The sequence below is a fragment of the Streptomyces sp. JH34 genome (assembly GCF_029428875.1).
In the GTDB taxonomy this organism is placed as follows: domain Bacteria; phylum Actinomycetota; class Actinomycetes; order Streptomycetales; family Streptomycetaceae; genus Streptomyces.
Genome location: NZ_JAJSOO010000001.1, coordinates 5467259 through 5492562 on the forward strand (window position 1 = coordinate 5467259; position 25304 = coordinate 5492562).

Here is a 25304-nt window from a genome sequence, read left to right on the forward strand (position 1 = left end):
TCCGGTTTCCGTGGGTCAGAGGAGGCGGCGGACCACGTAGGCCGAGCCGTGGTCCGCCGGCTCCTCGCCCACGTACTCCTGTTCACGCATCGCGCACCAGGCCGGAATGTCGAGGCGGGCGGCCTCGTCGTCGGAGAGCACCGTCACCGTGCCGCCCACGGGTACCTCTCCGATCACCTTTGCGAGTTCGATCACCGGAACGGGGCAGCGCCTGCCCAGTGCGTCGATCACCAGCGAGGTCCGTGGCGTGGGGGAGGGGGCCGCCGAGGCGGGGGCGCCGAGCCTCTGCCGCACCTCGGCCACCACGCCCGGCAGTACGCCGAGGAAGCCGTCGACGTCCTCCTCCGTGGTCCCGGCGGGAAGGGACACGCGGATGTTCCCCTCCGTGAGCACGCCCATCGCCTTGAGGACATGGCTCGGCGTCAGGGTGCTGCTCGTGCAGGACGATCCGGACGAAACGGAGAATCCGGCCCGGTCCAGCTCATGGAGCAACGTCTCTCCGTCGACATAGAGACAGGAGAAGGTGACCAGATGCGGCAGTCGCCGCACCGGATCGCCGACCACCTCCACATCAGGCACCAGGGTCCCCACCGCGGCCCTGACCCGGTCCACCAGGGCGCGCAGCCGTGCGGCCTCCGCCGCGGCCTCCGCGCGCACCGCCCGCAGCGAGGCCGCCGCCGCCACGATCGCCGGGATGTTCTCGAAGCCCGCGGCGCGGCCCGACTCCCTCTCGTCGGCCGGGCCTTGGGCTGCGAAACGGACGCCCTTGCGCACGGCCAGCAGACCGACCCCGGCCGGCCCGCCCCACTTGTGCGCGCTCGCCGTCAGCAGTGACCAGCGGCCGGGGACCGGGCCCCAGCCCAGTGACTGCGCGGCGTCCACCAGCAGGGGCACGCCCGCGTCGGCGCAGATCTCGGCGGTCTCCGCGACCGGCTGCTCGGTCCCCACCTCGTGGTTGGCGGACTGCAGACACGCCAGCGCGGTGTCCGCGCGAAGAGCCAGCCCGTAGGCCGAGGGGTCCACCGCGCCGGTCCGGTCCACCGGTACCTCGGTGAACGATCCGCCGGCCGCCTCCAGCGCCGCGGCCGCGTGGAGCACCGACGAGTGCTCGACGGCGGAGAGCGCCAGATGGCGGCCGACACGCCGACGCCCGGAAAGTGCGCCGGCGACCGCCGAGTGCACAGCGCGGGTGCCGGACGACGTGAAGACCAGCTCGTCCGGGCGGCAGCCGACTGCCTCGGCGGCGGCTTCCCTGGCCGCGTCCAGCAGCAGCGCGGCCCGCCGCCCCTCACGGTAGAGGCGGGCCGGATCGGCCCAGCCCTCGTCCAGGGAGGCAAGCAGCGCCTGGCGGGCGACGGGATGCAGGGGGGCGGAGGAAGCCGCGTCGAAGTAGGGCACGCCGTCACGCTAGCCCGCACGGGCGTGACCGGGTGACCGGCCGCCGTCGTGGCAGGGGGAGCGGTGGGGAGAGGGGGCGTCAGATGGCGGCCCGAGGCCCGCACTCCATCCCTTCGGGGTGTCGTGCGGCGCGTTGGGCACCCTCCCCGCGCGGCCCCAAATAGCGTCCAGTAGGGTTTGGTCCGCATAAACATCCAAACCCCTGCCCGCGTCAGGGCCGGCGACCGACCAAGTGAGACGGCCGCGCCGAACCGTGCGGGCGAGACTCTCGGGAAGGCGCTACGTGAGTCCCAACGGCTCCGACCGCTCGTCGCGGCGCCCGATGCGGCGGAAGCTGCCGCAGGTGCTGACTGCGGGCCTGGTCCTGGCGACGGCCTCCGGTTGTTCATACAACTGGGAGGATTTCCCCCGCCTCGGTATGCCCACCCCGGTAACGGAAGAGGCCCCTCGGATCCTCTCCCTCTGGCAGGGCTCGTGGGCGGCTGCGCTCGCCACGGGTGTCCTCGTCTGGGGGCTGATCCTGTGGAGCGTCATCTTCCACCGGCGAAGCAGGACCAAGGTGGAGGTACCTCAGCAGACCAGGTACAACATGCCCATCGAGGCGCTGTACACAGTGGTCCCCCTGATCATCGTCTCGGTGTTCTTCTACTTCACCGCGCGCGATGAATCGAAGCTCCTCGAGCTCAGCCCCAAGCCGGCCCACACCATCAACGTGGTCGGCTACCAGTGGAGCTGGGGCTTCAACTACATCGAGAACGTGGAGGGCTCGCCCTCCACCGGCGGCGAGGTCCCCAAGGAGCTCGACGCCATCCCCGACAAGTTCCGCAAGGACTTCCCCGCGGACGCCGGCGGCGTCTACGACGTGGGCATCCCCGGGACGCGTAACCCGCAGAACGGCAACCCGGGTCCGACCCTGTGGCTGCCGAAGGGCGAGAAGGTCCGCTTCGTCCTGACTTCGCGTGACGTCATCCACTCCTTCTGGGTGGTGCCGTTCCTCATGAAGCAGGACGTCATTCCGGGCCACACCAACTCCTTCGAGGTCACGCCGAAGAAGGAGGGCACCTACATGGGTAAGTGCGCCGAGCTCTGCGGCGTCGACCACTCCCGGATGCTCTTCAACGTCAAGATCGTCTCTCCGGAGCGTTACCAGCAGCACCTCAAGGAGCTGGCGGCGAAGGGTCAGACGGGCTACGTGCCGGCAGGCATCGAGCAGACGGACCCGGCCAGGAATGCGGAGACGAACAAACTGTGAGCATCCTCAACGAATCCCAGGGTGCCGCGGCAGCAGACGACTCGTTCGAGGACGAGCTGCCGGTGCGGCGCAAGCAGCCGGGGAGTGTCGTCGTCAAGTGGCTGACCACCACTGACCACAAGACGATCGGCACGATGTACCTGGTCACATCGTTCGCCTTCTTCTGCATCGGTGGCCTCCTCGCGCTCTTCATGCGCGCCGAGCTGGCCCGTCCGGGTACGCAGATCATGTCGAACGAGCAGTTCAACCAGGCGTTCACGATGCACGGCACGATCATGCTGCTGATGTTCGCGACGCCGCTGTTCGCAGGATTCGCGAACTGGATCATGCCGCTGCAGATCGGCGCGCCCGACGTGGCGTTCCCGCGGCTGAACATGTTCGCGTACTGGCTGTACCTCTTCGGTTCGCTGATCGCCGTGGCCGGCTTCCTCACCCCGCAGGGTGCGGCCGACTTCGGCTGGTTCGCCTACTCCCCGCTGTCGGACGCGGTCCGTTCGCCGGGTGTCGGTGCCGACATGTGGATCATGGGTCTGGCCTTCTCCGGCTTCGGCACGATCCTCGGTTCGGTCAACTTCATCACCACGATCATCTGCATGCGCGCGCCCGGCATGACGATGTTCCGCATGCCGATCTTCACCTGGAACGTCCTGCTGACCGGTGTCCTGGTCCTGCTGGCCTTCCCCGTGCTCGCCGCCGCGCTCTTCGCGCTGGAGGTCGACCGGAAATTCGGCGCACATATCTTCGACGCCTCCAACGGCGGCGCCTTGCTGTGGCAACACCTCTTCTGGTTCTTCGGCCATCCAGAGGTGTACATCATCGCTCTACCGTTCTTCGGAATCATTTCCGAGATCATTCCGGTATTCAGCCGCAAGCCGATGTTCGGCTACATCGGCCTGATCAGCGCGACGATCGCCATCGCCGGCCTTTCGGTGACGGTGTGGGCGCACCACATGTATGTCACCGGTGGCGTGCTGTTGCCGTTCTTCTCCTTCATGACGTTCCTCATCGCGGTGCCGACCGGGGTGAAGTTCTTCAACTGGATCGGCACGATGTGGAAGGGGTCGTTGTCCTTCGAGACACCGATGCTCTGGTCCGTCGGCTTCCTGATCACCTTCGCCTTCGGTGGTCTGACCGGCGTCATCCTGGCCTCGCCGCCGCTGGACTTCCACATCTCCGACTCGTACTTCGTGGTCGCGCACTTCCACTACGTCGTCTTCGGCACCGTGGTCTTCGCGATGTTCGCCGGATTCCACTTCTGGTGGCCGAAGTTCACCGGCAAGATGCTGGACGAGCGGCTCGGGAAGATGACCTTCTGGACGCTGTTCGTCGGCTTCCACGGCACCTTCCTGGTGCAGCACTGGCTGGGCGCCGAGGGCATGCCGCGGCGTTACGCGGACTACCTCGCCGCCGACGGCTTCACCGCCCTGAACACGATCTCGACGATCTCCTCGTTCGTGCTCGGACTGTCGATGCTTCCGTTCATGTACAACGTCTGGAAGACCGCCAAGTACGGCAAGAAGATCGAGGTCGACGACCCCTGGGGCTACGGCCGTTCCCTCGAATGGGCGACGTCCTGCCCGCCGCCGCGGCACAACTTCCTCAGCCTGCCGCGGATCCGTTCCGAATCCCCGGCGTTCGACCTGCACCACCCGGAGATCACGGCGCTCGAGCAGCTGGATCACCTCTCCGAGGGTGAGAAGGTCCTCGTCGGCGGCAAGGAGGACGGCAAGTGAAGATCCAGGGCAAGCTCTTCATCTGGCTGAGCGTCTTCATGCTGATCATGGCCGTCACGTACGGCGTCTGGTCGAAGGAGCCGGTCGGTACCACCGCGCTGGTCCTGTCCTTCGGGCTGACCATCATGATCGGCTTCTACCTGGCCTTCACGGCCAACCGGGTCGACGCGATGGCCCAGGACAACAAGGAAGCCGACGTCGCGGACGAGGCCGGTGAGGTGGGCTTCTTCTCGCCGCACAGCTGGCAGCCGCTCTCCCTGGCCATCGGCGGTGCCTTTCTCTTCCTGGGCGTCGTCTTCGGCTGGTGGCTCGCCTACTTCGCCGCGCCGCTGCTCCTGATCGGCCTCTTCGGCTGGGTCTTCGAGTACTACCGGGGCGAGAACCGCACCCAGTAGGACGCGGCCGCACCGGACGCGTTGCACCCGTACGGGGGCCCGGCCCGCTCAGTGATGAGCGGGCCGGGCCCCCGTTTGCAGTCACTGAACGCGCTGGATCGGATGAATCTTCTTAGCGTGGGTTCATGAACCACACGCCGCGCATCCGCACCGTAGTGAGCTGCACTCTGCTGGTCGTGACCCTGGTAGCGGGTGCGACCGCCTGTGGAGGGCCCGACGGCGATCCGCTGTCGCTGAAGCCCTACGACGCCGCCGACCTGATCTCCTTCAACGGCCCGGCGAAGGACGAGAAGGCCGACCCCGGCAAGCCCCTCGAGGTCAGCGTCAAGGATGACGACGCGAAGATCACCGACGTGACGGCCGTCGACACCGAGGGCCGCCACCTGGCGGGCGAACTCGACGCCGACGGGAAGCGGTGGCACTCCATCACCTCGCTCGCCGCGGGCACCCGATACACCGTCAAGGTCTCCACCGAGAACGGTGACGGCGCCCCCGGCAGCCGTACGTACGCCTTCGGCACGACCGCGGCGAAGAAGTTCCTGAAGGTCGCGTTCGGCCCTCAGGCGGGCACCTACGGCGTCGGACAGCCCCTCACGGCGGAACTCAGTGCTCCGGTCCCCGACAGGGCGGCCAGGGCCACCGTGGAACGCGGGCTCCAGGTCCGGTCCGCGCCCGCCGTCCGGGGCTCCTGGTACTGGGTCGACGACAAGACGCTGCACTACCGGCCCAAGGAGTACTGGCCCGCCGGCGCCACCATCGACGTCCGCAGCAACCTCAAGGGCATCAAGGTCACGAACGCCCTCTACGGAGCGGCCGCGAAACCCCTCAAGCTCACCACCGGCGACCGCATAGAAGCGATCACCGACGCCTCCGAGCACCACATGACCGTCCTCCGCAACGGCGAAGTGATCAACACCCTGCCGGTCACCACGGGCAAGCCCGGCTTCGACACGCGCAACGGCGTCAAGGTGGTGCTGGCCAAGGAGCAGTTCGTACGCATGCGCGGTGAGAGCATCGGCATCGCCGCCGGCTCCTCGGAGTCGTACGACCTGCCGGTCTACTGGGCGACACGCGTCACCTGGAGCGGTGAGTACGTCCACGCCGCGCCCTGGTCGACGGGTTCACAGGGCAACGCCAACGTCAGCCACGGCTGCACGGGGATGAGCACCGCGGACGCCCAGTGGTTCTTCGAGACCGTGCGCGAGGGCGACATCGTCAAGGTCGTCGGGAGCGGCGGCGAGACGATGACCCCGTTCGACAACGGCTTCGGCGACTGGAACCTGGACTGGGCCGCCTGGCTCAAGGGCAGCGCGCTGAACGGCGGCGGCACCCCGGACACGGACACGGACACGGGCGCCGACGTCGAGACGGCGCGGCTGCGCCCCCAGGTCTGATCCGGCCGGGGAGTGCGCCGCGCCGCGGAAAATCACCGCGGAGGGGTTCGGGGCCCCTCCGCCTCAGGCTCCCACGGACAGCCTGCGGCGCAGCAGGGAGGCCAGGGCGTCCGCGAAGTCGACCGGGTCGACCGGAAGCGTCACAGCGGCGTCCGCGCGGCTCCACGTGGCCAGCCAGGCGTCCTGCGGGCGCCCGATCAGCAGCAGCACCGGCGGGCAGTCGAAGATCTCGTCCTTGATCTGCCGGCAGACCCCCATGCCGCCCGCGGGGGCCGTCTCGCCGTCCAGCACGCAGACGTCGACGCCGCCCCGGTCCAGCGCGCTCAGGACGGCCGGCAGGGTGGCGCACTCCAGGAACTCCACCGGTGGCACGTCCGCCGCAGGCCTGCGCCCGGCAGCCAGCCTCACCTGCTCGCGGGTGTTGGCGTCGTCGCTGTAGACCAGGACCGTGGCGGTCGGCTGCATTGTTCCTCCGTGACGTCTGTGTCTTCGGGGCTCTGTGGGCATGAACCGATGGGCGGATCGTACTCCCGCGGACTGCCTGTCAGCACCGGTAAAGACAGCGATTCGATGGGCCGTTCGGTGAGGACACACACCTCTGACACACCGAACGGCACCCCCCGGAGTGAGGGCGGGATAAGCGACCGACATAATGTCGGTCGTGGCGACAGCAACGACAGTAGAAACCGGGCACGCGCACCCGTCGGTCAATCGGCCGAACCTCACCAGCGTCGGAACCATCATCTGGTTGAGTTCCGAGCTGATGTTCTTCGCGGCCCTCTTCGCGATGTACTTCACCCTGCGATCGGTGATGGGACCCGATCACTGGAAGGAGATGGCTCACCATCTGAACTTCCCGTTCTCGGCGACGAACACCACGATCCTGGTGCTTTCCTCTCTCACCTGCCAGCTCGGCGTTTTCGCCGCGGAGCGGGGCGATGTGAAGAAGCTCCGCACCTGGTTCATCATCACGTTCGTGATGGGTGCGATCTTCATCGGCGGCCAGGTCCTGGAGTACACCGAGCTGGTCAAGGACGCGGGTCTGTCCCTGTCCTCCGACCCGTACGGCTCGGTGTTCTACCTGACGACCGGCTTCCACGGTCTGCATGTGACAGGCGGTCTCATCGCCTTCCTGCTCGTCCTGGGCAGGACATACGCGGCCTCGAGATTCACCCATGAACAGGCCACCGCCGCCATCGTCGTGTCCTACTACTGGCACTTCGTCGACGTCGTCTGGATCGGCCTGTTCGCCACGATCTACATGATCAAGTAACCGGGCTCGCACCCACTCACCATCGACGCAGAAGATCCTGACACCGGGGTAATCCGTGAAAAAGCTCTCCGCACGACGACGCCATCCGCTGGCGGCGGTCGTCGTACTACTCCTCGCGCTGGCGGCTACCGGGGGGCTGTACGCCGCGTTCGCGCCTGCGGGTAAGGCGCAGGCCGACGAAACCGCCCAGTCCCTCGCCATCGACGAGGGCAAGAAGCTCTACTCCGTGGGCTGTGCCAGCTGCCACGGATCCGGCGGTCAGGGAACCACCGACGGGCCGCAGCTCGTGGGCGTCGGCTCCGCCGCCGTCGACTTCCAGGTCGGTACCGGACGCATGCCGGCTCAGCAGCCGGGTGCCCAGGTCCCGAAGAAGAAGGTCATCTACAACCAGGCCGAGATCGACCAGCTCGCGGCATACGTCGCGTCCCTGGGCGCCGGTCCGATCACGCCCACCAAGAGCCAGGTCGACCCCTCGGGCGCCGACGTGGCCAAGGGCGGTGACCTGTTCCGCACGAACTGCGCGCAGTGCCACAACTTCACCGGTCAGGGCGGTGCCCTGACCAAGGGCAAGTACGCCCCGAGCCTCGAAGGCGTGAGCGCGAAGCACATCTACGAGGCCATGCAGACCGGCCCGCAGAGCATGCCCTCCTTCCCGGACACGACCATGCCGGAGCAGGAGAAGAAAGACATCATCGCGTACATCAAGACCGTCAACGGTAGTGAGTCCGAGTCCCCCGGCGGGCTCTCGCTCGGTGGCCTCGGTCCCGTCAGTGAAGGTCTCTTCGGCTGGATCTTCGGCCTGGGCGGCCTGATCGCCATCGCCGTATGGGTCGCGGCCCACACCGCTAAGGCCAAGAAGTCATGAGTAGCCAACAGATTCCAGAAGAGAACCTGCCGGTAGAGCAGGGCACCGCGCACGGCGCGGTAGAGGGTGCGGGCGACCCGTTCGCCGACCCGGGGCTGCCGGCCCACAAGCCGCGCATCCAGGACATCGACGAACGCGCCGCGAACCGCTCCGAGCGGGCCGTCGCGCTCATGTTCACGCTGTCCATGCTGGCGACGGTCGGCTTCATCGCCTCGTACGTCATCTTCCCGGTCGACCAGATCGTCTACATCTGGCCGTTCGGCCATGTGAGCGCGCTGAACTTCTCCCTGGGGCTGACCCTGGGCCTGGCGCTCTTCCTCATCGGCGCGGGCGCCGTCCACTGGGCGCGCACCCTGATGTCCGACGTGGAGGTCGCCGACGACCGGCACGCCATCGAGGCGACGCCCGAGGTCAAGGCCAAGGTCATGGCCGACTTCGCGGCCGGTGCCCAGGAGTCCGCGCTCGGACGGCGCAAGCTGATCCGCAACACTATGTTCGGCGCGCTGGCCCTGGTGCCGCTCTCCGGTGTGGTGCTGCTGCGCGACCTCGGTCCGCTGCCGGAGAAGAAGCTCCGCAAGACGCTGTGGGCCAAGGGCAAGCAGCTCGTCAACATGAACACCATGGAGCCGCTGCGTCCCGAGGACGTCGTCGTCGGTTCGCTGACCTTCGCCATGCCCGAGGGCCTGGAGGAGGACGCGCACGACTTCCAGACGCAGATCGCCAAGGCCGCCCTGATGATCATCCGCATCGAGCCGGACAACATCAAGGACAAGCGTGAGCGCGAGTGGGCGCACGAGGGAATCGTCGCCTTCTCCAAGATCTGCACCCACGTCGGCTGCCCGATCAGCCTGTACGAGCAGCAGACGCATCACGTGCTCTGCCCGTGCCACCAGTCCACCTTCGACCTCTCCGACGGCGCCCGCGTCATCTTCGGTCCGGCCGGTCACGCCCTTCCGCAGCTGCGGATCGGCGTGAACAGCGAGGGCAACCTCGAGGCGCTCGGTGACTTCGAAGAGCCCGTCGGTCCTGCCTTCTGGGAGCGCGGATGAGTACTGCGACGGAAACACAGCGCAAGGCGCCCGCCGGTGAGCGGGTGGCCGACTGGGCGGACGGCCGGCTGGGCATCTACGGCCTGGCCAAGGCCAACATGCGCAAGATCTTCCCGGACCACTGGTCCTTCATGCTCGGTGAGATCTGCCTCTACAGCTTCATCATCATCATCCTCACGGGTGTGTACCTGACGCTGTTCTTCCACCCGAGCATGAACGAGGTCGTCTACCACGGCTCGTACGAGCCGATGCAGGGCATCCGGATGTCCGAGGCCTACGCCTCGACGCTGGACATCAGCTTCGACGTCCGCGGTGGTCTGCTGGTCCGGCAGATCCACCACTGGGCAGCGGTGATCTTCCTCGCCGGCATGTTCGTGCACATGTTCCGGGTGTTCTTCACCGGTGCGTACCGCAAGCCGCGTGAGATCAACTGGCTGTTCGGCTTCCTGCTGTTCGTCCTCGGCATGTTCACCGGGTTCACCGGTTACTCGCTCCCGGACGACCTGCTCTCCGGTACGGGTGTGCGCTTCACCCAGGGCGCCATCCTGTCGATGCCGATCGTCGGTACGTACATCTCGATGTTCCTGTTCGGCGGGGAGTTCCCCGGTACGGACATCATCGCGAGGTTCTACTCGATCCACATCCTGCTGCTGCCGGGCATCATGCTCGGCCTCGTGGTCGGCCACCTCATCCTGGTGTTCTTCCACAAGCACACGCAGTTCGCCGGGCCGGGCAAGACGAACAAGAACGTCGTCGGCATGCCGCTGCTCCCGGTGTACATGGCCAAGGCCGGCGGTTTCTTCTTCCTGGTCTTCGGTTTCATCTCGGTCATCGCGGCGATCGCCACGATCAACCCGATCTGGGCGCTCGGCCCCTACCGTCCCGACCAGGTGTCCACGGGCGCCCAGCCGGACTGGTACATGGGCTTCGCCGAAGGCTTCGTCCGAGTGATGCCGGGCTGGGAGATCAACCTCTGGGGCCACACGCTGGTCCTCGGCGTACTGATCCCGCTGGTCCTCTTCGGTGTCGTCCTGGCGGCTCTCGCGCTCTATCCGTTCATCGAGTCCTGGATCACCGGGGACAAGCGCGAGCACCACATCCTGGACCGTCCGCGCAACGCTCCGACCCGTACCGGTCTGGGTGTCGCCTGGGTGACGATCTACTTCGTCATGCTGATCGGCGGCGGCAACGACATCTGGGCGACCCACTTCCACATGTCGCTCAACGCGATCAGCTGGTTCGTGCGGATCGCGTTCTTCGTCGGCCCGGTCCTGGCGTTCGTCGTCACCCGGCGGATCTGCCTCGGCCTCCAGCGCCGCGACAAGGAGAAGGTGCTGCACGGGCGCGAGTCCGGCACCATCAAGCGCCTGCCGCACGGTGAGTTCGTCGAGATCCACGAGCCGCTCAGCCCGGAGCAGCTGCACACGCTCACCGCGCACGAGCAGTACAAGCCGTACGAGATCGGCCCGACGGTCGACGAGAACGGTGTCGAGCGCAAGCCCTCGGCGCTGCAGAAGGTGCGGGCCAGGCTCAGCAAGAGCTACTACGGCGAGGACAACCAGATCGCCAAGCCCACCGCCGAGGAGTACAAGGAGATCACCAGCGGCCACGGCCACCACTGATCACCTCAGCTGACCGCCACAGCGGGAGCCCCGTCCATCCGATGGACGGGGCTCTTCGCTGTCCTCGGGGCTGGATAGGGTGGAGGCGTACTTCTACCGGCTGTGGACCCCAGGAGCGGACCATGAACGTGGTGACCCCGGACGGCGGCGGCAGCGCGGCGGACTTCACCTGGCCCGGCGTGCTGACCCCCCTCCTCCGCGGCGAGGACCTCGGCACGGACCAGACGGCGTGGGCCATGGACCGCATCATGAGCGGCGAGGCCACGGACGTGCAGATCGCCGGCTTCGCCATCGCGCTGCGGGCCAAGGGTGAGACCGTCGACGAGGTCACCGGTCTGGTCCGCGCCATGTACGAGCACGCCCACACCATCGAGGTGCCCGGCCGCACGGTGGACATCGTGGGAACCGGCGGCGACATGGCCAAGACGGTCAACATCTCCACCATGTCGGCGATCGTCGTCGCCGGGACGGGCGCGAAGGTCGTCAAGCACGGGAGCCGGGCCTCGTCCTCGGCCAGCGGCGCCTCCGACGTGCTGGAGAAGCTCGGCGTCAATCTGGAGCTGACGCCGCAGCGTGTCGTCGCGGTGGCCGAGGAAGCGGGCATCACCTTCTGTTTCGCGGTGAAGTTCCACCCCGCCCTGCGGCACGCGGCCAGGGCGCGCAAGGAACTCGGCACGCAGACCACCTTCAACATCCTCGGCCCGCTCACCAACCCGGCCCGGGTCCGTTCCCAGGCCATCGGAGTCGCGGACCCGAAGATGGCGCCCATCGTGGCCGGGGTACTGGCCGACCGGGGGAACTCGGCGCTCGTCTTCCGCGGCGACGACGGCCTCGACGAGCTGACCACCACGGCGACCTCCCGTGTCTGGATCGTCCGCGACGGCGGCGTCCGCGAGGAGGCGTTCGACCCGCGTGACGTCGGCCTCGGTCTCGTGCCCGTCGAGGCGCTGCGCGGGGCGGACGCCTCGTACAACGCGGACGTGGCCCGCCGGCTGCTCGACGGTGAGACCGGCCCGGTGCGCGACGCAGTGCTGCTGAACTCGGCCGCCGCGCTGGTCGCGCTGGACCAGGGTGCGGGCACCCTTAACGAGCAGCTCGCGGGCGGGATCGAGAGGGCCGCCGCGTCGATCGACTCGGGAGCGGCCAAGCGTGCCCTGGAGCGCTGGGTGGCGGCCAGCAACGCCTGAGAGGGCGCTGAGGCCCCCGTCGGGATCGGGCCCGGCTCCGGCGGGAGACACCTGGGCGCAGTCCGGATCGCGGACCGCGCCTTGCGCGTGCCAGGGGATATGGCAAGATGCTGCGCAGGTCATGAGTGACAGCGACTACGGCCCCGGCCCGTTGTCCGGCAACCCTCCGTCCGTGGCGGGGTGCCCCGGGTGAAGACCGGGCCGCAGGCAGCGAGGTCTGTGGCAAGCGCGGGCCCCTCGGCGTCCAGGACGCCATCCCTTGGGGTCCTTGGTCCCAGGGAGCCTCTTGTGAGCAAGCGAATGCGATAGGGCTTCGAGCCCTCCTCCGCACACCCCTTTTTCTCTTCTTTCTCCCCGCGTTGCCGCGCACCTTCCCGATCGCCGGCGCGAGGATTTCGCCTGCCTCTCACAGGAGTTCGCCATGTCTGTCCCCACCGCTGCCGCCGACCAGGCCATTTGTGCACCGCTGCCGGTTCTGGGCGCCGATGTCACCGTTCCGCTCGTGACGGGCGGAGACGTCACCTATGCCGCCCTCGACTACGCGGCCAGCTCCCCGGCCCTGCAGCGGGTGTGGGACGACGTGGCCGCCTATGCCCCGTACTACGGCAGCGTCCACCGCGGTGCCGGATACCTCTCCCAGCTCTCCACCGACCTGTTCGAGAGCAGCCGCGTGACCGTCGCGGAGTTCCTCGGCTGCCGTGCGGACGACCAGGTGGTCTTCACCCGCTCGACGACCGACTCCCTCAACCTCCTCGCGGCCGCGCTGCCCGCCGACTGCCAGGTGTTCGTGTACGAGACCGAGCACCACGCGTCGCTGCTGCCCTGGCGCGACGCCCGGGTGACCTACCTCGACGCCCCCCGCACCCCGGACCAGGCGGTCGCCACGCTGGAGGAGGCCCTCGCCGCCCGTGATCCTCACGGTCCCGCGCTGGTCTGTGTCACCGGCGCGTCCAACGTCACGGGTGAGCTGTGGCCGGTGCGCGAACTGGCCGCCGCCGCCCATGCGCACGGTGCGCGGATCGTGCTCGACGCCGCGCAGCTGGCGCCCCACCACCCGGTGGACATCGCCGCGCTGGACGTCGACTGGGTCGCCTTCTCCGGGCACAAGCTGTACGCACCCTTCGGCTCCGGTGTCCTCGCGGGCCGGGCCGACTGGCTGGTCGACGCGGAGCCGTACCTCGCGGGCGGCGGAGCCTCCCGCAAGGTCGCCCGGCGTGCCGACGGCGGTGTGGACGTCCAGTGGCACACCACCGCGGCCCGGCACGAGGCCGGATCGCCCAACGTCATCGGCGTCTACTCCATCGCCGCCGCCTGCAAGGCCCTGACCGAGGCCGGCTTCGACCGGCTTGTCGCCCGGGAGCAGCAGCTGGTGACCCGGGTCCGCGAGGGCCTCGCCGACGTCCCCGAGGTCAAGGTGCTCTCCCTGTTCGGTGACGACGCCCCGAGGGTCGGCGTCCTCTCCTTCGTGGTCGAGGGATGGAACAGCTCGCACTTCGCCGCCGCGCTCTCCGCCGAGTACGGCATCGGGGTGCGCGACGGACTGTTCTGCGCCCACCCGCTGGTGCGGACCCTGCTGGGCAGTGAGCCGCAGGACCCGGGCGAGTGCGGCGCTCCGGAGGCCGCGCCGGGGGAGAGGTCCCTCAACGCCATCCGGGTGAGCTTCGGCGCGGGCACCCCGGACGAGCACATCGAGAGGTTCCTGGGCGCCGTCCGGGAACTGGTGGGCGAGGGCGCCCGCTGGACCTACCGCACCGAGGAGGGCCGCTGCGTGCCCGACCGTGGCGCCGCCCAGGTCTGATTCCGCGCGGTGCGCGAACGGCTCCGGCCGGGGAGGGGGCGAGACGCCCCCTCCCCGGCCGGAGCCGTCGTCCGTCCCGGCCGTGTCGCCGGTCCGCCTCAGCCGTCGAGGCCGATGGCGAAGGCCGCCTCGAGGTCGTGCTGGGAGTAGGTGCGGAATGCCACGTGGGTGTCCGTGGCCTCGACGCCCTGGATCTTGCTGATCCGGCCCGGGATGACATCGGCCAGATCGTCGTGCCGGGCCACCCGGACCATGGCGATCAGGTCGTACGTACCGGTGACCGAGAAGACCTCGCTGACGCTGTCCAGCGCCGCGATGGCCTCGGCGATCTCGGGAATCCGGTCCACGCTGGTCTTGATGAGCACGATCGCGGTGATCACGGCTGGCTTTCTCCCTCGGTGGCCGTGGCTGGAGACTTCACTCTAGTCCCACGGAACCGGACCCAGGCGTAGAGGAACCCGGCCGCGAAACCCGCCACGTGCGCGAGGTACGCCACGCCCGGGCCGCTGCCCGCGCTCCGTGCCGCCAGCCACTGCAGGACGAACCAGAAGACGAGCACGATCCAGGCGGGGAAGCGCAGCGGGAGGAAGAAGAGGAAGGGGAAGAGGCTGGTCACCCGGGCCTTGGGGAAGAGGTAGAGGAAGGCTCCGAGCACCGCGGAGATCGCCCCCGACGCGCCGACCAGCGTCTGGTCGGAATCCGCGTGCACGACCGCGTAGGCGACCAGGGCGAAGTAGCCGCACACCACGTAGAAGAGGGTGAACTCGACGCGGCCCATGCGTTCCTCGGCCATCGCGCCGAACACGTAGAGGAAGAGCATGTTGCCCAGCAGGTGCAGCCAGCTGCCGTGGACGAAGAGCGCGGTCAGCGGGGTGAGGGCCGCGTGCACCGAACCGTCCAGGAGCTCGGCGGGAATCACGCCCCAGCGCTCGAAGTACCCGGCCTGCGCGGCGAGGAGCGCGTCGGCGTCCCCGTAGGCGGGGTTGAACCCCGAGAGCGGGCTGATCAGGAACACGGCGCAGCACAGCGCCATCAGTCCGTACGTGACCGGGGCGCCGCCCGCCGCGGCCGCGGCCCCGAACTCCCTGGCCCGCTCCCGCCAGCCGACTTCGCGCAGATCGATCATGTACAGAGCATGACGCACCCGGCGAGAACGGGACAGACCGCCTCGCCGTGCCGGCGGGTATGCGCAAGGCCGTAGGGTTGCGGCAGGACATCCGCAGTTCGACGGCGCACCGCGAGATCGAAGACCTGGGCACGTACAAGACTCGACGCACGACGAAAGAGGACGCAACGATGACGACGGTTCCCCAGCCGACGGACGCGACCCGCTGGCGCTGCACGCTCTGCGGCAACCTCACGCGTTTCGACGTCACGCGCTCCTCGAAGGTCGTCGAGTACGTGCACCTCGACCTGGCCGGGGAGTCGAGTGTCGAGGAGCGCGAGGTGGTCAGTGAGACCATCGAGTCGGTGCGCTGCCGTTGGTGCAACGCCGTGGATCAGATCGAGCTGGTCGACAGGCCTGGTGCCGACTCCTGACGGAGCCGCGCGGACAGACACATAGGGGTGATGGAAGGTGGAGCAGCCGACAGGCGGCGCCGGACCGGCCGACGCGGCCGACGGCACCGCGGAGTCGCTCGACCGTCCGCTGCCCGAAGGCGTGCGCCGCAAGGTGGTGGCGCTGGTCTCGGACGCGTTCGGCGGGCTGACCGTCGGCGAACTCCCCGCCCAGCTCAGGCAGTACGCCCGGTTCACCCCGAGCAGGCGGGCCAAGTTCGCGGGCAACGCGATGGCCGCCGCCCTGGAGAGCGATCCCGTGTTCCGCCGGCGCATCGGTGAGCGGATCGGACAGACCCAGCCGGAGCTGGCCGAGGCCCTCGGGTCCGGTGCGCCGCCGGCCGCCGCGGACCCCGTCGACGTGGCCGCCGCCGCCTACGTGCTGCGGCCGGCCGGATGGGTCAAGCTGGTCGCCGCGGCCGGCGAGGAGGCCCAGCGCGCGCACGCCGAGAGGGCGGACGAGGAGACCAGGCGCGAGCTGGAGCGGCTCCGTGAGGAACTCGACCGCGCCCGCGGCCAGACGCGGGCGGACACCGAGCGGCTCCGTGCGGAGCTGGAGGCGGCCCGCAAGGAGGCCGACTCCCTGCACCGCAAGCTGCGCAGCGCCCTGAGTGAGGTGAAGCGCGGAGAAGCCGCTCTGCGCAAGGCCGGCGCCGAGACCGACACCGTGCGGGCCGAGGCGGCCGCCCAGGTCTCCGCCGCCGAGAGCGAGACCCGCCGGCTCAAGGCCCGGCTGGCCGAGGCGGAGGCGTCCGTGGAGGCCGGTCGCCGGGCGGCCCGGGAAGGACGCTCGGTCGAGGACATGCGGCTGCGGCTGCTCCTGGACACCGTGCTCGACGCCGCCCAGGGGCTCCGCCGCGAGCTGGCCCTGCCCCCGTCCTCGCTCCGCCCCGCGGACGGCGTCGAAGCGGTGGAGCCCGGAAGGATGTCCCCGAAGGACATTGCGGCCAGGGCCCTTTCGGAGACCGACCCGGCGCTGCTCGACCAGTTGCTGGCCCTCCCTCAGGCGCATCTGATCGTCGACGGCTACAACGTCACCAAGACCGGCTATCCGCAGATGCCCCTGGAGAAGCAGCGGTTGCGCCTCCTGGGCGGCCTCTCGGTCCTCGCGGCGCAGACCGGCGCCGAGATGACCTGTGTCTTCGACGGCGCCGAACTGGCCGCCCCCGTCCTGCTCGCCCCGCCGCGCGGAGTCCGCGTGCTCTTCAGCAAGGCCGGGGTGACCGCCGACGAGCTGATCCGGCAGCTGGCGCGCGCCGAACCGCCGGGCAGGCCCGTCGTCGTGGTCTCCACCGACCGCGAAGTCGCCGACGGGGTGGCGAAGGCGGGGGCGAGGCCCGTCGCGTCCGTCTTGCTCCTGAAGCGCCTTTCGCGCGTCTGAGGCGTCATACGAGGCATGTGCGACTTGTCGGAATTTACGGAACGTACCGTCAAGTCGCCGCTACACGCAGTGTGATGAAAGTAAAGAAGTGCCTGGTGTGACGAGATTTTCCTCGTGAGGATTTGAACTGATCACAAGATGGTCACTAGGGTCAGGCCTCGAACCTTCGCACGGTTGATTGCCCATCCGGGGTGACGGCGAAGGAACCGCCGAGTCCGTGATTGCACGGAGCCGGGGATCCGTCAGTCATCCCCCACTACCCGGTAGGCGGCTCGAGGAAGAAGGAGCTCGCCTTCGTGGCGTCCCACCGTCGTCCCAAGCAGCCGAGCCGCACTCGTGTGACCGTGCTCACCGCGACCGCCGCCGCGGCCGTGGCTCTGACCTCCCAGGCCGCCCACGCCGACCCCAAGCCGACCAAGAGCGAGGTCAAGGCGAAGGTCGACAAGCTCTACCACGAGGCCGAGGAAGCCACCGAGAAGGCCAACGGCGCCAAGGAGCAGCAGGACAAGCTCAAGAAGCAGGCCGACGCGCTCCAGGACAAGGTCGCCCGCGGTCAGGACGAGCTCAACGCCCTGCGTGGCGAGCTCGGTTCGCTCGCCACGGCGCAGTACCGCTCCGGCGGCCTCGACCCGTCGGTCCAGCTGCTGCTGTCCTCCGACCCGGACAGCTTCCTGGACCAGGCCTCCGCGCTGGACCAGTTGACGGCCAAGCAGGCCGAGTCGCTGCAGAAGATCCAGGCGAAGCAGCGCACCCTCGCGCAGCAGCGCAAGGAGGCGCAGGGCAAGCTCGCCGACCTCGACGACGTCCGCAAGTCGCTGAACGCGAACAAGAAGAAGTACCAGGGCAAGCTGGCCGACGCCCAGAAGCTGCTGAACACCCTCACCGCGGCCGAGCGGGCCAAGATGGCCGAGGACGAGCAGCGCGCCAGCCGCGCAGCCGGCGACCGGGTCGATCTCGGCAACGAGGTCCCGGCGTCCGCCCGTGGCGCCGCCGCCCTCCAGGCCGCCTCCACGCAGCAGGGCAAGGCGTACGTCTCCGGTGCCACCGGTCCCAACGCCTACGACTGCTCGGGTCTGACCCAGTGGGCCTACGCCCAGGCCGGCGTCCAGATCACCCGCACCACGTACACCCAGATCAACGACGGTGTCCGGATCGGCCGCAGCGCCCTGAAGCCGGGCGACCTGGTGTTCTTCAACAACACCTCGCACGTCGGCCTGTACGCGGGCAACAACCAGATCCTGCACGCCCCGAAGCCCGGCGCCGTGGTCCGCTACGAGTCGATGGACTACATGGGAACCTTCCAGTTCGGCGTGCGCGTCTGACGCCCGAACGGGCGAATCACGGCACCCCCCGACTACGCCCCGCCCCGCCGGAGACCCCAGGTCACCGGCGGGGCGGGGTTGTTTCGTCCCCCTCTCCCCGTCCGGCGTGGCCTTTGGCCGCGGAGTAGCCGTCCGGTTACTGTCTGCGCTGCCGCGCAGCTCCCGGTCGTCGTTCCGCCCGCCCGGGCGGCAGGGGCCGCGCACGTCTGCGTACAGCGGAAGGGAGTGCGGCTTCCTGTGGTGTCGCATCGCCGCCCCACCCGGCCCGGACTCAACCGAGGCGTCCGGGCCACCGTCCTGTCGGCCGCCGCGGCCACCGCGGCGGCCGCCCTCGGCGCCGCGCCCGCGAGCGCCTCACCCGAGGACACCCACGAGACGGCCAAGGAGGCCGTCGACCGGCTGTACGCGGAGGCCGAGCGCGCCACCGAGCGGTACAACGGCGCCCGTGAGAGCCTCGGCCGGCTGCGCGGCCGGATCGCCAGGGCGCAGGACGCGGCGGCCCGGACGCAGGAGGACATCAACCTGCTGCGGTCGTCCCTCGGCGCGATGGCGGGCGCGCAGTACCGCTCGGGAGGCGTCGACCCCTCGGTCGCCCTCCTGCTCTCCTCCGACCCGGACACCTTCCTGGACCGGGCCGCCGCTCTGGACCGTGCGGGCGAGCGCCGGGCCGTGACGCTGAGCAAGCTGCGGCATGCCCAGCGCAAGATCGCCCAGAGCCGCGCGGAGGCCGCCGGGGCGCTGGCCGCCCTGGAACGCGACCGCGCGGCGCTGGCCCGCCACAAGAACACCGTGGAGGCGAAGCTGGACCGGGCCCGGCAGTTGCTGCGCACGCTGCCGGGAACCGACCGGGAGGCTCTCGGCCGCGCCTCGCGGTCGGCCGCCCCGGGGACGCTCACCGGGGGGACACCCGGCTCCGCGCGCGGCCTGGCCGCCCTCGATGCGGCCAGGCAGGCACTGGGCCGACCGTACGTGTGGGGTGCCAGTGGCCCCGCCGGGTTCGACTGCTCGGGGCTGATGCAGTGGGCCTACGCCCAGGCCGGTGTCGCCCTGCCGCGGACCTCGCAGGACCAGCGGTACGCGGGCCGCGTGGTGCCGCTCTCGCAGGCGCGGCCCGGCGACCTGGTCGCCTACCGCGCCGACGCGAGCCACATCGGGATGTACGCGGGTGACGGCCAGGTCATCCACGCCCCGTACCCCGGCGCACCGGTGCGCTACGACCCCGTCGGCATGATGCCCGTCTCCTCGGTCACCCGCGTCTGACCGTACGATCGGCTGAATGGCTGTTCGGACGCAGGACGCGCGGCGGGACCGCTCCCGCAGACGGAGCACGGCGGGTGCCGTGCTCGCCGCTCTGCTGCTCGCGCCCGCCTGCGCCGGACCCCGCGACGTCCCCGCCGGCATGACGGCCGAGGAGGTCGGCGCCACCCTGGACCGCCGGGCCGCCGCACTGATGGCGCACGACACCGACGCGTACCTGGCCGCGCTCGACCCCCGCGCCACGTCCTTCCGGGCCGCCCAGCGCACCGAACTGCGCAACCTCGCCGACGTACCGCTGGAGTCCTGGGCGTACGACGTGAAGGACGTGAAGGACGGGACCGGGGACCGGGTCACCGCCGAGGTCGAACTGAGCTACCGGATCAAGGGCTACGACAAGGCCCCCATGTCCTCCTCCCGCACCGTGGAACTGGTCCGCCGCGGCGAGGACCGCACCTGGTACGTCGCCGCCGACCGGGCCGCCGAAGGCTCCCCCGGGCAGCTCTGGCAACAGGGCGACGTCGAGGTCGTCCGGGGCACGCACAGCCTCGTTCTCGGAGTCGGCCGCAGGGCCGCCGAGCTCCGCCGGATCGCGGACACCGCGGACCGGGCCGTCCCGGCCGTCACCGGCTCCTGGCCCGGCCCCTGGGCGCAGAAGGTCGTGGTCCTCGTCCCCGCGTCCGTGGAGGACATGGCGGGACTCCTCGGCTCACCCACGGCCAGCTACCGGGGCATAGCGGCCGTCACCACCGGTGAGGTGGGCGGGAGCGGCCGGGCGCCCGCCGACCGGGTGATCGTCAATCCGCAGGCGTACGCGATGCTCGGCGACTTCGGGCAGCGGGTCGTCCTGACCCACGAGACCGCCCATGTGGCCACCCGGGCGCACACCTCCGCCGCCACCCCCGTCTGGCTGTCGGAAGGCTTCGCGGACTGGGCCGCCTACCGTCAGGAGAGCCGCACCGCCCCGGAGATCGCGCCGGAACTCGCCGAGGCGGTCCGGTCCGGCGACCTGCCCGCGCGGCTGCCGGCCGACGAGGACTTCGGCTTCGGCGAGGACGCGGCGAAGCTCGCCAGGGCCTACGAGGGCGGCTGGCTGGCCTGCGAGATGATCGCACGGGACTGGGGCGAGGAGGAGCTGACCGCCTTCTACGAGGCCGTGGGGAACCGTGCGCGGCGGGAGGGTGCCGTGGAGCAGGCCATGCACACGGTGCTCGGCACCACTCCCGAGGACTTCACGGCGCGCTGGCGGGAGTATCTGCGCGCCCGCCTCGGCTGAGCCCCTCCGCCGCGGGCTCCCGCCGCACCGCCGGCACGGTGTCCCGCCAGAGCCGCCGGCCCGCGTCCAGCGTCGCCGCGACGAGCAGACCGTTGCGTACCGCCATGAGGGCCACGCCCTCCGCGTCGCTCGCCACCACGTGCGCGAAGCCGAGCGGGAACTCCAGCAGCGTGACGGCCGTGGCCACCAGGACCAGACACGCGGGCCGGGCCATCCGGGTGCCCCGGAACACCAGGCACACCGCGGCGATTCCCAGCGGCCACACCATGTACTGGGGGCTGATGACCCGGCTGGTCACCGTGAACAGCAGCACCGCGGTGAACGCCGCGTCCGCCGGGGTGTGCACCGCGAACGTGCGGGCCCTGAGCCGCCACACCAGCAGCCATCCGAAGGCGAGCACGCTCAACGCCAGGGCCAGCGTGCTCACCAGCGCCACCTGCGGCCCGGCGAACTCCATCGAGCCGTAGCGGAGCTCGACCCGGCCCTCCCACCCGAACTGCCGTGCCACGTGGAAGACCAGCGCCCCCAGCGACTCGATCTCCAGCCCCCGGTCCCGCTGGAACGTCAGGAAGGCGTACGCGCCGGGCATCACCGCGGCGGCGGCCAGGGCCGCCGCCGCGGCCGTCACCGCCGCTGCCGACCAGGCCCGGCGTGTCTCCCTGCCCCGGGCCGTCCCGGCCAGCAGCAGGACCGGCCACACCTTCAGCAGCGTCCCGAAGGCGGCCAGCGCCCCGAGCACCCGGGGGTGGCGCACCCCGGCGAGCAGCGCCGTCACCGCGACGGCCGTCACCATCAGGTCGTAGCGGGCGTACACGGTCGGCCCGAGCAGCGGCACGCCCACCACCCAGAGCCACGTGCCCGCGTCGCGCATCCCCGCACGGCTTCCCGCGTACGACAGGAGCCCGAACACCAGGGCGTCACACAGCAGTACGAGAACGAAGAAGGCGGAGGCGTACTCCAGGAAGGGCAGGAGATCCGGGGAGAGCACGGCGAGCGCGGCGGCGGGCGGGTACTGCCAGGTGACGTCGTCCAGCGGATACGAACCGGCCCGGAGCACCTCGTACCAGCCCCGGTAGATCACCGAGACGTCGCTCGTGACGTCCGGGCCCGGCACCGTGAACACCTTGAAGACGCAGAGCAGCAGCACCGCCCGGGTGAGCCCCCACACGGCGAGGGACAGACCCCGGCCCGCCCGGCCACTCGTACCTGTCCTGACCGTCATGCCCGCCATGATGCAGGTCCCGGCTGTGCGGGAGCCGTCAGGCAGGGCCGTCGGGCCGCCCGGTACTGTCGGCGGCGATGGACAAGACGCTGATCGTGACGAACGACTTCCCGCCCCGGCCCGGCGGTATCCAGGCCTTCCTGCACAACATGGCGCTCCGCATGGACCCCGAGCGGCTCGTCGTCTACGCCTCCACCTGGAAGCGTGGCGCGGAGGGCGCGGAGGCCACCGCCGCCTTCGACGCCGAGCAGCCGTTCACCGTCGTACGCGACCGTACGACGATGCTCCTGCCCACGCCGCGGGTCACCCGGCAGGCCGTCCGGCTGCTGCGCGAGCACGGCTGCTCCTCCGTGTGGTTCGGTGCCGCCGCCCCGCTGGGTCTCATGGCGCCCGCGCTGCGCAGGGCCGGTGCCCGCCGCCTCGTCGCCACCACGCACGGCCACGAGGCCGGCTGGGCCCAGCTGCCCGCGTCCAGGCAGCTGCTGCGCCGTATCGGCGAGGGCACCGACACCCTCACCTACCTCGGCGAGTACACCCGGTCCAGGATCGCCGCGGCGCTCACCCCGGAGGCCGCCGGCCGCATGGTGCGGCTGCCGCCCGGGGTCGACGAGAAGACCTTCCACCCGGCCTCCGGCGGAGACCTGGTCAGGGCGGGGCTGGGACTCACGGACAGGCCCGTCATCGTGTGCGTGTCACGGCTCGTGCCGCGCAAGGGCCAGGACACCCTCATCCTGGCCATGCCCGCCGTCCTGGCGCGGGTGCCGGACGCCGTCCTGCTCGTCGTGGGCGGCGGTCCGTACGCCGGGCAGCTGAAGAAGCTGGCGGCCGAGACCGGTGTCGAGGACTCCGTGCGTTTCACCGGCCCGGTGCCCTGGGAGGAGCTGCCCGCGCACTACGGCGCGGGCGACGTCTTCGCCATGCCCTGCCGGACCCGGCGCGGTGGACTCGACGTCGAGGGCCTCGGCATCGTCTACCTGGAGGCGTCGGCGACCGGGCTGCCCGTCGTCGCGGGGGACTCGGGCGGCGCCCCGGACGCCGTGCTCGACGGCGAGACCGGGTGGGTGGTGCGCGGCGGCTCCGCGGAGGAGTCCGCCGACCGCATCGTCACTCTGCTCCAGGACCCGGAGCTGCGCAGGAGCATGGGGGAGCGGGGCCGGGCGTGGGTCGAGGAGAAGTGGCGCTGGGACCTGCTCGCCGGACAGCTGAAGACGCTGCTCTGAGCACATAGGAGGAGGGACCCGCACCGGTTGACCGGGCGGGTCCCTCCTGAGTACGTCCTGCGTGGTCAGCCGCGGTAGATCGACTCGACCTCGTCCGCGAAGTCCTTCGCCACGACGTTGCGCTTCAGCTTCAGCGACGGCGTGATGTGACCGGCCTCCTCGGTGAACTGCGCTCCCAGCACGCGGAACTTGCGGACCGACTCCGCCTTGGACACCGCGGCGTTGCCGTCGTCCACCGCACGCTGCACCTCGGCCAGCAGCTCGGGGTCCTCGCGCAGCGAGAACGCCGTCGACCCGGCCGGCTTGCCGTTCTCCTCGGCCCAGCGGGAGAGGAACTCCTCGTCCAGGGTGAGCAGGGCGCCGACGAACGGCCGACCGTCGCCGACCACCATGCACTCGGCGACCAGGGCGTGCGCGCGGATCCGGTCCTCGATCACGGCCGGGGCGACGTTCTTGCCGCCCGCCGTGACGATGATCTCCTTCTTGCGGCCGGTGATCGCGAGATAGCCGTCCTCGTCGAGCGTGCCGATGTCACCCGTGTGGAACCAGCCGTCGGCCAGCGCCTCGGCCGTCGCCGCCTCGTTCTTCCAGTAACCGGTGAACAGGTGCTCGCCGTGCAGCAGCACCTCGCCGTCGTCGGCGATCCGCACCACCGAGCCCGGCAGAGGCTGGCCGACCGTGCCGATCTTCTGACGGTCCCACGGGTTGAACGCCGTGGCGGCGCACGACTCGGTGAGCCCGTAGCCCTCCAGCACCGTGAAGCCGATACCGCGGAAGAAGTGCCCGAGCCGCTCGCCGAGCGGAGCGCCGCCGGAGATCGCGTACTCGCCGCGGCCCCCGAGCACCGCGCGCAGCTTGCTGAACACCAGCTTGTCGAAGACCTTGTGTTTGACCCTCAGACCCATCGACGGGCCTTCCTGGGTCCCGAGCGCACGGCTGTACGCGATCGCCGTGTCGGCGGCACGGTCGAAGATCTTGCCCTTGCCGTCGGCCTGGGCCTTGGCCCGCGCCGAGTTGTAGACCTTCTCGAACACCCGCGGCACGCCGAGGATCAGCGTCGGCCGGAACGAGGCCAGCTCGTCGGTGAGGTTCTTGATGTCCGGCACGCAGCCGAGCTTGATCGGGGCCATCACCGAGGCGACCTCGACCAGCCGGCCGAAGACGTGCGCGGTGGGGAGGAAGAGCAGGACGGAACACTCGCCCGTACGGAAGAGGGGCTTGAGCCGCTCCACGATGTTGCCGCACTCCGCGAAGAAACTGCGGTGGGTCAGCACGCAGCCCTTGGGGCGGCCGGTCGTGCCCGAGGTGTAGACGATCGTCGCCGGGTCGTCGGCCTTGGCACTCACCATGCGCAGGTCCAGCGTCTCGTCGGAGACCCCGGCGCCCGCCGTCACGAGGTCGCCGACGGCGCCCCGGTCGATCTCCCACACGTGCTGCAGACCGGGCAGCCGGTCCCGCACCGAGGCGACGGACTCCCCGTGGGCGCCGCTCTCCACGACGACCGCGACCGCGCCGGAGTCGCCGAGTATCCACTGGACCTGCTCGGGGGAGCTGGTCTCGTACACCGGCACCGTGACGGCGCCGGCGCACCAGATGGCGAAGTCCAGCAGGACCCACTCGTAGCGGGTGCGGGACATGAGGGCGACCCGGTCGCCTGGTTCGACACCCGACGCGATCAGGCCTCTGGCGGTGTCTCTGACCTCAGCGAGGAACTGGGTCGCCGTGACGTCCGTCCAGACGCCGGCCACCTTCCGGCTCATCACCGCGACGTCGGGATGCTGAGCGGCGTTGCGGCGGATGAGATCCGTCAGGTTGCCGTCCGCAGGGACCTCGTACAGGGCCGGAAGGCTGAACTCGCGCAAGACTGCTGCTCCTCATCGGGCTCCGGTTCCACGGCTCTGTGCGACGTACCGGATCGGTCCAAGACTGGCAGATGCTCGGTGGGGTGAGCACGACTGGACTGGCGGGACGTTACCCACCGGTACTGGTTCCGGAAAGGGGGTTCCGGCCAGATGTCTTATGCATCACACATATCCGCGGTCCTTCGGCGCACATTAGTCCACCCGTGTCCGGATCCGGAAGTAACCGCAGGTCCGACGCCCTCTA

General features: G+C 70.0%; 22 protein-coding genes and 1 riboswitch. Of the genes, 16 read left to right on the forward strand and 6 right to left on the reverse strand.

Going from position 1 to position 25304, the window contains the following annotated elements; all coding sequences use genetic code 11:
* Positions 1–15 precede the first annotated feature (15 nt).
* Positions 16–1398, reverse strand: coding sequence for a cysteine desulfurase/sulfurtransferase TusA family protein (locus LWJ43_RS24530; protein WP_277334371.1), 1383 nt, complete (start codon positions 1396–1398; stop codon positions 16–18).
* Between the two features lie 283 nt (positions 1399–1681).
* Here LWJ43_RS24530 and ctaC point away from each other — a divergent pair, with 283 nt between their 5' ends.
* From ctaC to LWJ43_RS24550, 4 genes are all read left to right on the forward strand, one after another.
* Positions 1682–2650 (forward strand): aa3-type cytochrome oxidase subunit II, encoded by a 969-nt coding sequence (gene ctaC / locus LWJ43_RS24535; RefSeq protein WP_277334372.1) that lies wholly within the window; start codon positions 1682–1684, stop codon positions 2648–2650.
* Positions 2647–4383, forward strand: a complete 1737-nt coding sequence (gene ctaD / locus LWJ43_RS24540) for an aa3-type cytochrome oxidase subunit I (protein ID WP_277334373.1) — start codon at positions 2647–2649, stop codon at positions 4381–4383. The genes ctaC and ctaD overlap by 4 nt, the downstream gene beginning before the upstream one ends.
* Complete coding sequence (locus tag LWJ43_RS24545; RefSeq protein WP_014156681.1) at positions 4380–4778, forward strand: cytochrome c oxidase subunit 4; 399 nt, start codon at positions 4380–4382, stop codon at positions 4776–4778. Before ctaD ends, LWJ43_RS24545 begins: the two co-directional genes overlap by 4 nt.
* A gap of 125 nt (positions 4779–4903) precedes the next feature.
* Positions 4904–6172: a L,D-transpeptidase gene (locus LWJ43_RS24550; protein ID WP_277334374.1), complete on the forward strand. Its 1269-nt coding sequence runs from the start codon at positions 4904–4906 to the stop codon at positions 6170–6172.
* Between the two features lie 63 nt (positions 6173–6235).
* On the opposite strand, the gene LWJ43_RS24555 is transcribed toward LWJ43_RS24550, so the two are convergent.
* Positions 6236–6637, reverse strand: a complete 402-nt coding sequence (locus LWJ43_RS24555; protein WP_277334375.1) for a DNA-binding transcriptional response regulator — start codon at positions 6635–6637, stop codon at positions 6236–6238.
* Positions 6638–6824: 187 nt separating this feature from the next.
* Here LWJ43_RS24555 and ctaE point away from each other — a divergent pair, with 187 nt between their 5' ends.
* From ctaE to LWJ43_RS24585, 6 genes are all read left to right on the forward strand, one after another.
* Positions 6825–7445, forward strand: a complete 621-nt coding sequence (ctaE, locus tag LWJ43_RS24560; protein WP_014156684.1) for an aa3-type cytochrome oxidase subunit III — start codon at positions 6825–6827, stop codon at positions 7443–7445.
* Positions 7446–7500: 55 nt separating this feature from the next.
* Positions 7501–8310: a cytochrome bc1 complex diheme cytochrome c subunit gene (qcrC, locus tag LWJ43_RS24565; RefSeq protein ID WP_277334376.1), complete on the forward strand. Its 810-nt coding sequence runs from the start codon at positions 7501–7503 to the stop codon at positions 8308–8310.
* Positions 8307–9359 (forward strand): cytochrome bc1 complex Rieske iron-sulfur subunit, encoded by a 1053-nt coding sequence (qcrA, locus tag LWJ43_RS24570; RefSeq protein WP_277334377.1) that lies wholly within the window; start codon positions 8307–8309, stop codon positions 9357–9359. Before qcrC ends, qcrA begins: the two co-directional genes overlap by 4 nt.
* The gene (gene qcrB, locus LWJ43_RS24575; protein ID WP_277334378.1) at positions 9356–10981 is read left to right on the forward strand and encodes a cytochrome bc1 complex cytochrome b subunit; all 1626 of its coding nucleotides are present in this window, start codon (positions 9356–9358) and stop codon (positions 10979–10981) included. The genes qcrA and qcrB overlap by 4 nt, the downstream gene beginning before the upstream one ends.
* 122 nt (positions 10982–11103) lie before the next feature.
* The gene (gene trpD, locus LWJ43_RS24580; protein ID WP_277334379.1) at positions 11104–12168 is read left to right on the forward strand and encodes an anthranilate phosphoribosyltransferase; all 1065 of its coding nucleotides are present in this window, start codon (positions 11104–11106) and stop codon (positions 12166–12168) included.
* 117 nt (positions 12169–12285) lie between these two features.
* A riboswitch (SAM riboswitch) is annotated at positions 12286–12403 on the forward strand.
* A gap of 186 nt (positions 12404–12589) precedes the next feature.
* A complete protein-coding gene (locus LWJ43_RS24585) occupies positions 12590–13966 on the forward strand; it encodes an aminotransferase class V-fold PLP-dependent enzyme (RefSeq protein WP_277334380.1) in 1377 nt (458 codons plus the stop codon).
* A 98-nt stretch (positions 13967–14064) separates the two neighbouring features.
* Here the strand turns inward: LWJ43_RS24585 and LWJ43_RS24590 are convergent, their stop codons facing one another.
* Both LWJ43_RS24590 and LWJ43_RS24595 read right to left on the reverse strand, forming a co-directional pair.
* Positions 14065–14346 (reverse strand): Lrp/AsnC family transcriptional regulator, encoded by a 282-nt coding sequence (locus LWJ43_RS24590; protein ID WP_014156690.1) that lies wholly within the window; start codon positions 14344–14346, stop codon positions 14065–14067.
* Positions 14343–15092 (reverse strand): rhomboid family intramembrane serine protease, encoded by a 750-nt coding sequence (locus LWJ43_RS24595; protein WP_277334381.1) that lies wholly within the window; start codon positions 15090–15092, stop codon positions 14343–14345. The genes LWJ43_RS24590 and LWJ43_RS24595 overlap by 4 nt, the downstream gene beginning before the upstream one ends.
* 170 nt (positions 15093–15262) lie before the next feature.
* Here LWJ43_RS24595 and LWJ43_RS24600 point away from each other — a divergent pair, with 170 nt between their 5' ends.
* The 5 genes from LWJ43_RS24600 to LWJ43_RS24620 all read left to right on the forward strand — a co-directional run bounded on the left by LWJ43_RS24600 (position 15263) and on the right by LWJ43_RS24620 (position 20756).
* Positions 15263–15505, forward strand: coding sequence for a hypothetical protein (locus LWJ43_RS24600; RefSeq protein ID WP_018555472.1), 243 nt, complete (start codon positions 15263–15265; stop codon positions 15503–15505).
* Positions 15506–15542: 37 nt separating this feature from the next.
* On the forward strand, positions 15543–16904 hold the full coding sequence (locus LWJ43_RS24605; RefSeq protein ID WP_277334382.1) for an NYN domain-containing protein: 1362 nt from the start codon (positions 15543–15545) through the stop codon (positions 16902–16904).
* A gap of 296 nt (positions 16905–17200) precedes the next feature.
* Positions 17201–18226 carry a C40 family peptidase gene (locus tag LWJ43_RS24610; RefSeq protein WP_277334383.1) on the forward strand — a complete coding sequence of 342 codons (1026 nt, stop codon included), beginning with the start codon at positions 17201–17203 and terminating at the stop codon, positions 18224–18226.
* A gap of 237 nt (positions 18227–18463) precedes the next feature.
* On the forward strand, positions 18464–19486 hold the full coding sequence (locus LWJ43_RS24615) for a C40 family peptidase (RefSeq protein WP_277334384.1): 1023 nt from the start codon (positions 18464–18466) through the stop codon (positions 19484–19486).
* Between the two features lie 16 nt (positions 19487–19502).
* Entirely contained in the window at positions 19503–20756 is a 1254-nt protein-coding gene (locus LWJ43_RS24620; RefSeq protein WP_277334385.1) for a hypothetical protein, read from the forward strand.
* On the opposite strand, the gene LWJ43_RS24625 is transcribed toward LWJ43_RS24620, so the two are convergent.
* Positions 20713–21978 carry a glycosyltransferase family 87 protein gene (locus LWJ43_RS24625; RefSeq protein WP_277334386.1) on the reverse strand — a complete coding sequence of 422 codons (1266 nt, stop codon included), beginning with the start codon at positions 21976–21978 and terminating at the stop codon, positions 20713–20715. The two genes, LWJ43_RS24620 and LWJ43_RS24625, sit on opposite strands and share 44 nt — an antisense overlap.
* Positions 21979–22055: 77 nt before the next feature.
* Between LWJ43_RS24625 and LWJ43_RS24630 the strand changes: the two genes are divergently transcribed.
* On the forward strand, positions 22056–23198 hold the full coding sequence (locus LWJ43_RS24630; RefSeq protein WP_277334387.1) for a glycosyltransferase family 4 protein: 1143 nt from the start codon (positions 22056–22058) through the stop codon (positions 23196–23198).
* A 65-nt stretch (positions 23199–23263) separates the two neighbouring features.
* Here LWJ43_RS24630 and LWJ43_RS24635 read toward each other — a convergent pair whose 3' ends face one another.
* On the reverse strand, positions 23264–25060 hold the full coding sequence (locus tag LWJ43_RS24635) for an AMP-dependent synthetase/ligase (RefSeq protein ID WP_277334388.1): 1797 nt from the start codon (positions 25058–25060) through the stop codon (positions 23264–23266).
* Positions 25061–25304 lie beyond the last annotated feature (244 nt).